The organism is Krasilnikoviella flava, assembly GCF_900167525.1.
Taxonomy (GTDB): Bacteria; Actinomycetota; Actinomycetes; order Actinomycetales; family Cellulomonadaceae; genus Isoptericola; species Isoptericola flavus.
In genome coordinates, this window is the sequence record NZ_FUZQ01000010.1 from 1 (window position 1) to 5,504 (window position 5,504).

The following is a 5,504-nucleotide window of genomic DNA, read 5'->3' on the forward strand; positions in this document are numbered from 1 at the left end:
GTAAGTTTGAGGGGTTGCCCCGGCGGGGCTGGGATCCTGGAAAGGGGTTCTGGTTGCGCGGTGTGCGTCGGTTGTTTGAGAACTCAACAGTGTGTTTGATAGTCAATGCCAAGTATTTTTGAACCTTTTTGGTTCCTTTGGATCGGACTGAGCAGTTCAGCTTGGTCTGGCCAGTATCGTTGAATGCTGCGGGCTCTTTTGGGGGTTCGTGGTGTTTCTCTTCTTTTACGGAGAGTTTGATCCTGGCTCAGGACGAACGCTGGTGGCGTGCTTAACACATGCAAGTCGAACGGTGAAGCCCAGCTTGCTGGGTGGATCAGTGGCGAACGGGTGAGTAACACGTGAGCAACCTGCCCTCCACTTCGGGATAAGCCTTGGAAACGGGGTCTAATACCGGATATGAGCACTCATCGCATGGTGGGTGTTGGAAAGTTTTTCGGTGGGGGATGGGCTCGCGGCCTATCAGCTTGTTGGTGGGGTGATGGCCTACCAAGGCTTCGACGGGTAGCCGGCCTGAGAGGGCGACCGGCCACACTGGGACTGAGACACGGCCCAGACTCCTACGGGAGGCAGCAGTGGGGAATATTGCACAATGGGCGAAAGCCTGATGCAGCGACGCCACGTGAGGGATGACGGCCTTCGGGTTGTAAACCTCTTTCAGCAGGGAAGAAGCGCAAGTGACGGTACCTGCAGAAGAAGCGCCGGCTAACTACGTGCCAGCAGCCGCGGTAATACGTAGGGCGCAAGCGTTGTCCGGAATTATTGGGCGTAAAGAGCTCGTAGGCGGTCTGTCGCGTCTGGTGTGAAATCCCGAGGCTCAACCTCGGGCTTGCATCGGGTACGGGCAGACTAGAGTGCGGTAGGGGAGACTGGAATTCCTGGTGTAGCGGTGGAATGCGCAGATATCAGGAGGAACACCGATGGCGAAGGCAGGTCTCTGGGCCGCAACTGACGCTGAGGAGCGAAAGCATGGGGAGCGAACAGGATTAGATACCCTGGTAGTCCATGCCGTAAACGTTGGGCACTAGGTGTGGGGCTCATTCCACGAGTTCCGTGCCGCAGCTAACGCATTAAGTGCCCCGCCTGGGGAGTACGGCCGCAAGGCTAAAACTCAAAGGAATTGACGGGGGCCCGCACAAGCGGCGGAGCATGCGGATTAATTCGATGCAACGCGAAGAACCTTACCAAGGCTTGACATGTACGAGAACACGCTAGAGATAGCGGACTCTTTGGACACTCGTATACAGGTGGTGCATGGTTGTCGTCAGCTCGTGTCGTGAGATGTTGGGTTAAGTCCCGCAACGAGCGCAACCCTCGTCCTATGTTGCCAGCGGGTTATGCCGGGGACTCATGGGAGACTGCCGGGGTCAACTCGGAGGAAGGTGGGGATGACGTCAAATCATCATGCCCCTTATGTCTTGGGCTTCACGCATGCTACAATGGCCGGTACAGAGGGCTGCGATACCGTAAGGTGGAGCGAATCCCAAAAAGCCGGTCTCAGTTCGGATTGGGGTCTGCAACTCGACCCCATGAAGTCGGAGTCGCTAGTAATCGCAGATCAGCAACGCTGCGGTGAATACGTTCCCGGGCCTTGTACACACCGCCCGTCAAGTCACGAAAGTTGGTAACACCCGAAGCTCATGGCCCAACCGGTTTTCCGGGGGGAGTGGTCGAAGGTGGGACTGGCGATTGGGACTAAGTCGTAACAAGGTAGCCGTACCGGAAGGTGCGGCTGGATCACCTCCTTTCTAAGGAGCATCTGATACCCCCGTGTAGCTTTCGGGGTCGTCTTGCCGGGGTTGTCCTGGTGGGGTGGCTTTCGGGGGTGGGGGTCAGGCAGACCATCTGAGGCGCCGTTTGAGCGTCTGGTGGTTGCTCACGGGTGGAACATTGACTAGAAGGATCGGTTCGGCGCTTGTTCGCCGGCTAGTACACACCGCCTCTTCGGGGGTTGCCTCTTCGGGGGTGGGTGGCGGAACGCTGGTGGTGGGGGTTGGTCTGGTTCGCAAGCACACTGTTGGGTCCTGAGGCAATCGGCTCTCCTGCGGGAGGGGTTGGTGGTCTTGATGGATACGGGTCGTGGGCTGGTGTGAACCGCTCCTGGGGGTCTTCGAGTGTTCGAGGGCGTCTCGGGGGTAGGCGTGCCGGGTGTCTGCGGGTCGTCCGTTGCTTGAGAACTGCACAGTGGACGCGAGCATCCCAGATGTTCAGTGCCGGCCTGCTCATGGTCTTTGATCGTGTGTTGGCTGGTTTTCTGATCTCTGTGAAATATTGTAGTGTGTCGAAGTTTTTAAGGGCACAGGGTGGATGCCTTGGCACTAGGAGCCGAAGAAGGACGTTGTAGCCTGCGATAAGCCTCGGGGAGTTGGCAAACGAGCTGTGATCCGAGGATGTCCGAATGGGGGAACCCGGCCAGGGTCATGCCTGGTCACCTGCATCTGAATACATAGGGTGTAGGGGGGAACGTCGGGAAGTGAAACATCTCAGTACCGACAGGAAGAGATATTCCGTGAGTAGTGGCGAGCGAAAGCGGATGAGGCCAAACCGTGTGTGTGTCAAGCTGTCAGGCGTTGCACATGCGGGGTTGTGGGACCTTCTGACCAGATCTGACAGTCTGGTAGCCAGTAAGAAAGCCGTGTCATAGTCGAACCGCATTGAAAGGCGGACCGTAGTGGGTGTGAGTCCCGTAGACGAAATGGTGCGGCCTGGTTGAGGGGATCCCAAGTAGCACGGGGCCCGAGAAATCTCGTGTGAATCTGGCAAGACCACTTGCTAAGCCTAAATACTACCTAGTGACCGATAGCGGACAAGTACCGTGAGGGAAAGGTGAAAAGTACCCCGGGAGGGGAGTGAAATAGTACCTGAAACCGTGTGCCTACAATCCGTCGGAGCCTCCCTAGCAGGGGTGACGGCGTGCCTTTTGAAGAATGAGCCTGCGAGTTAGTGCTCGGTGGCGAGGTTAACCCGTGTGGGGAAGCCGTAGCGAAAGCGAGTCCGAATAGGGCGATTCAGTCGCCGGGTCTAGACCCGAAGCGAAGTGATCTAGCCATGGGCAGGTTGAAGCGCCGGTAAGACGGCGTGGAGGACCGAACCCACTTAGGTTGAAAACTGAGGGGATGACCTGTGGTTAGGGGTGAAAGGCCAATCAAACTTCGTGATAGCTGGTTCTCCCCGAAATGCATTTAGGTGCAGCGTCACGTGTTTCTTGCCGGAGGTAGAGCTACTGGATGGCTAATGGGCCCTACCAGGTTACTGACGTCAGCCAAACTCCGAATGCCGGTAAGACATAGCGTGGCAGTGAGACTGCGGGGGATAAGCTTCGTAGTCGAGAGGGAAACAGCCCAGATCATCGGCTAAGGCCCCTAAGCGTGTGCTCAGTGGGAAAGGATGTGGAGTTGCACAGACAACCAGGAGGTTGGCTTAGAAGCAGCCACCCTTGAAAGAGTGCGTAATAGCTCACTGGTCAAGTGATTCCGCGCCGACAATGTAGCGGGGCTCAAGTACACCGCCGAAGCCGTGGCACTCACACAATAACCCAGCATCGACTTGATCGGTGTTCAGGTGTGTGGGTGGGTAGGGGAGCGTCGTGTGGGCAGTGAAGCTGCAGGGTGACCTAGTGGTGGAGCCCACACGAGTGAGAATGCAGGCATGAGTAGCGAATGACGGGTGAGAAACCCGTCCGCCGAATGACCAAGGGTTCCAGGGCCAGGTTAATCCGCCCTGGGTAAGTCGGGACCTAAGGCGAGGCCGACAGGCGTAGTCGATGGACAAGGAGTTGATATTCTCCTACCGGCGAAGAACCGCCCATACCGAGCCCGGTGATGCTAACCATCCCAATGGCAACACAGCGACCTTCGGGTCGCGCCGTTGCCGGCGGCGTGGGACCCGAACCGGTAGTAGGTAAGCGTGTTAACAGGGGTGACGCAGGAAGGTAGCCCGGCGTGGCGATGGTAGTCCACGTCCAAGGTTGTAGCCCGCTTGGTAGGCAAATCCGCCAAGCATCAAGGGTGAGAACTGATAGTGACCGCTTATGCGGGAAACGGGTGATCCTCTGCTGCCAAGAAAAGCCTCGACGCGAGGTTCTAGCCGCCCGTACCCCAAACCGACTCAGGTGGTCAGGTAGAGAATACCAAGGCGATCGAGCGAATCGTGGTTAAGGAACTCGGCAAAATGCCCCCGTAACTTCGGGAGAAGGGGGGCCCCAACCGTGAACCGGACTTGCTCCGGGGAGGCGGGGAGGGCCGCAGAGACCAGGGAGAAGCGACTGTTTACTAAAAACACAGGTCCGTGCGAAGTCGCAAGACGATGTATACGGACTGACGCCTGCCCGGTGCTGGAAGGTTAAGAGGACGGGTCAACTTCGGTGAAGCCCAGAATTTAAGCCCCAGTAAACGGCGGTGGTAACTATAACCATCCTAAGGTAGCGAAATTCCTTGTCGGGTAAGTTCCGACCTGCACGAATGGCGTAACGACTTCTCCGCTGTCTCAACCGCGAGCTCGGCGAAATTGCACTACGAGTAAAGATGCTCGTTACGCGCAGCAGGACGGAAAGACCCCGGGACCTTTACTATAGCTTGGTATTGGTGTTCGGTGCGGCTTGTGTAGGATAGGTGGGAGACTGTGATACCCGGCCGCCAGGTCGGGAGGAGTCATCGTTGAAATACCACTCTGGCCGCATCGACCATCTAACCTCGGTCCGTAATCCGGATCAGGGACAGTGCCTGGTGGGTAGTTTAACTGGGGCGGTTGCCTCCCAAAATGTAACGGAGGCGCTCAAAGGTTCCCTCAGCCTGGTTGGCAATCAGGTGTCGAGTGCAAGTGCACAAGGGAGCTTGACTGTGAGACCGACAGGTCGAGCAGGGACGAAAGTCGGAACTAGTGATCCGGCGGTGGCTTGTGGAAGCGCCGTCGCTCAACGGATAAAAGGTACCCCGGGGATAACAGGCTGATCTTGCCCAAGAGTCCATATCGACGGCATGGTTTGGCACCTCGATGTCGGCTCGTCGCATCCTGGGGCTGGAGTAGGTCCCAAGGGTTGGGCTGTTCGCCCATTAAAGCGGTACGCGAGCTGGGTTTAGAACGTCGTGAGACAGTTCGGTCCCTATCCGCTGCGCGCGCAGGAAACTTGAGAAGGGCTGTCCCTAGTACGAGAGGACCGGGACGGACGAACCTCTGGTGTGCCAGTTGTTCCGCCAGGAGCACGGCTGGTTAGCTACGTTCGGAAGGGATAACCGCTGAAAGCATCTAAGCGGGAAGCCTGCTTCAAGATGAGGTTTCCATCCCCGCAAGGGGTGAAGGCACCCAGCTAGACCACTGGGTAGATAGGCCGGATGTGGAAGACAGGACTCAAGACTGTCGGAGCTGACCGGTACTAATAAGCCAACAACTTCACACACACATCAACACTGTTGATCAATACATGCTACGCGTCCACTGTGCGGTTCCCGAGAAACGGGCACCACCCCCACCCCCGCGCACCACCAGTGCGCGGGCAAACCAGGGGG

General features: G+C 57.4%; 2 rRNA genes. Both read left to right on the forward strand.

The annotated features are described in order from the left end of the window. Nucleotides 1-224: 224 nt before the first annotated feature. Nucleotides 225-1,748 (forward strand): 16S ribosomal RNA (locus B5Y66_RS22090). Between the two features lie 531 nt (nt 1,749-2,279). Then, nucleotides 2,280-5,395, forward strand: a 23S ribosomal RNA gene (locus B5Y66_RS22095). The 16S and 23S rRNA genes sit together here, the layout of an rRNA operon. The last annotated feature ends 109 nt before the right edge of the window (nt 5,396-5,504 follow it).